Source organism: Burkholderia sp. SCN-KJ (genome assembly GCF_024656005.1).
Taxonomy (GTDB): domain Bacteria; phylum Pseudomonadota; class Gammaproteobacteria; order Burkholderiales; family Burkholderiaceae; genus Burkholderia.
In genome coordinates, this window is record NZ_JANKOG010000076.1 from 1 (window position 1) to 2,270 (window position 2,270).

At 61.0% G+C, this 2,270-nt stretch carries 2 protein-coding genes and 1 pseudogene; all 3 read left to right on the top strand.

Annotated elements, in window-relative coordinates:
* Nucleotides 1-856: sensor histidine kinase (locus tag NQV17_RS37655; protein WP_257776139.1), on the top strand; the 856-nt coding region annotated here is incomplete at its 5' end.
* 123 nt (nt 857-979) lie between these two features.
* Nucleotides 980-1,488 (top strand): annotated as a pseudogene (locus NQV17_RS37660) (DDE-type integrase/transposase/recombinase); the annotation flags it as partial.
* 571 nt (nt 1,489-2,059) lie between these two features.
* A partial coding sequence (locus NQV17_RS37665) for a nitroreductase family protein (RefSeq protein ID WP_257776140.1) occupies nt 2,060-2,270 on the top strand: 211 nt, incomplete at its 3' end.

A 2,270-nucleotide genomic window follows, 5' to 3' on the forward strand; every position in this document is an offset into this window, starting at 1 on the left:
ACGAGTGCCTGTGCTGATTGGCGTGGCGAGCTTCGAAGTCGGCGCGAACCAAGGTGTCGCTTTCGTGCTCGATCTGAGTGAGCGCAAGCAGGCGGAGGAGCAAGCCCGCGAGAGTGAGCGGCGCTATCGCGAGGCACGGGCGGAACTGGCGCACGCGAACCGTGTCGCCACGCTGGGGCAACTCACGGCCTCGATTGCCCACGAAGTCAACCAGCCGATTTCCGCGACAGTGACTAACGCCCAGGCGGCGCTGCGGTGGCTGCACGCCCAGCCTCCGAACGTCGACGAGGTCGGGCAGGTGCTCGGCCGCATCATCAACGATGCAAACCGGGCGGGGGACGTGCTCGGCCGTATCCGTGATCTGGTCAGGAAGGCGCCGCTGCGGAAGGAGCCAGTGGACATCAACGAGGCGATCCGCGAGGTGATCGAGCTTACGCGTGCCGAAGCTTCGAAGAGCGGCGCCTCGGTACAGACGCGACTCGCGGACGGCTTGCCGTTCATCGAAGGAGACCGTGTCGAACTGCAACAGGTGCTCCTCAACCTGATCATCAACGCGCTCGAGGCGATGAGCGGCGCAAGAGATGGCCCGCGACACTTGCTCATCAGCACAGACAAAGCCGACTCTAACTGTGTGCTCGTGACTGTGCGCGATTCGGGGCCGGGTTTCGCTACGGACGGGGCCGAGGACGCGTTCGCGCCCTTCTATACCACGAAGCCTACTGGTTTGGGGATGGGGTTGTCGATCTGCCGTTCGATTATCGAAGCGCGTGGCGGCCGGGTGTGGGCGAGTGCGAACGCGCCCCGTGGCGCTGTCGTTCAATTCACCGTGCCTGCTCATCCAGCCGTTTCATGGTGATTACCACACATTTCAGCTACGGGTACCTGGCCGCCGGTCACCTGCCGCGAGCGCGGGCCTTTCCTTGATTGGTGCTTGGCGGGGCATTGTTACGTCGCCGCGGCTGTCGCGTAAGATGAAGCGATAAACAAACCGATATCGCTTTATCATGGGCACCGCCTTCCGTGCACCGTGATCGCCTTCACGGCGCGCGGGTACTTTCGCTTCCGATTGAGCCTGCGAGACATCGAAGAGCCTCCGTTCGAGGGGGCGCTGTTGTCAACTACGAGACGGTCCGGCGCTGGTGCGGCAAGTTCGGTGAGCCCTTCGGTCATCGCGCGAAAGTCCGGTGCCACATGGCATCTGGACGAAGTCTTTGTTGCGTTGCGCATCGAACCTTATCTCTTGCGGCGAGCAGTCGACCGGCGTGGAGACGGATTCTGCAAAAGTGTCGCGATAAGGCCGCCGCCTGGCGGTTCTTCAAGCGCGTTCTTGCCTCCTGCGCCGAAGCATCCCGCAAGATTGTGACCGACCAACTACGGTTCTAATTGACCGCGAAAGCCGAAACCGTCGAGCTGACGAACGTCAAGCATGTCTACGTCAAAGCCTGCGCCCGGGTGAACAGCCGTGCCGAAAACAGTCATCAGCCCACGCTGCTGCTCGCAATAGCAAGCCGGAAACGAAGCGTTGGACTATCCGTGCCTTAAGCCCGCCTGAACCTTGCCGCGCGCGTCTCTGCCCACGGGTTATACGCCGGTATAAGCGTTCGAAGCCTATGTAGGAGCGCCGCCACCCGTTGGTAGAATGGTTTTGACGGGCCCGCGCGCCTAGCATTGTGTCATGGCCAATGCGATCGCGCAGTGCGCCTCACAACCCGTCGTGTGATGTGATGGCCGGCTTCGAGGGGGGAATGCTGGTGCGATGCAAATCGGAAACGAGCTCAACCACGCACGTGTCAATAGTGGGAGCCGTCAATGAATCAGTTGGATACTTCTCAACGTCGCTTTCGCGGAGGATTGCCATATACCGTTGATCAAGAGCTTTATATTGCTGGATAACGCTGACCACTCGCAGACGCACCGCGCGGATGCAGATTATGCCGCTGCAATGATATCGGCATGGGCGAGTCGGTATCTGACTTCAGTACCCGCGAACGACGGAAGCTCTGCATAGAGCGAAGCACCCATGCACTTCAATCTATCTCTTAGCCCGATAGGGATCACCATGACCAACGCCGTCATCGAATGCCTCCTGAGCCGCAGCGCCGCCAAGTATTACGACCCGACCGCCACCTTGAGCGACGACCAAATCCGTGAGCTGGTGCAAATCGGCACCAGCGCGCCGACGTCCTTTCACTTGCAGAACTGGCGCTTCATCGCCGTGCGCACGCCTGAAGCCAAGGCGCGACTGAGTCCGATCGCCTGGAACCAGCCCC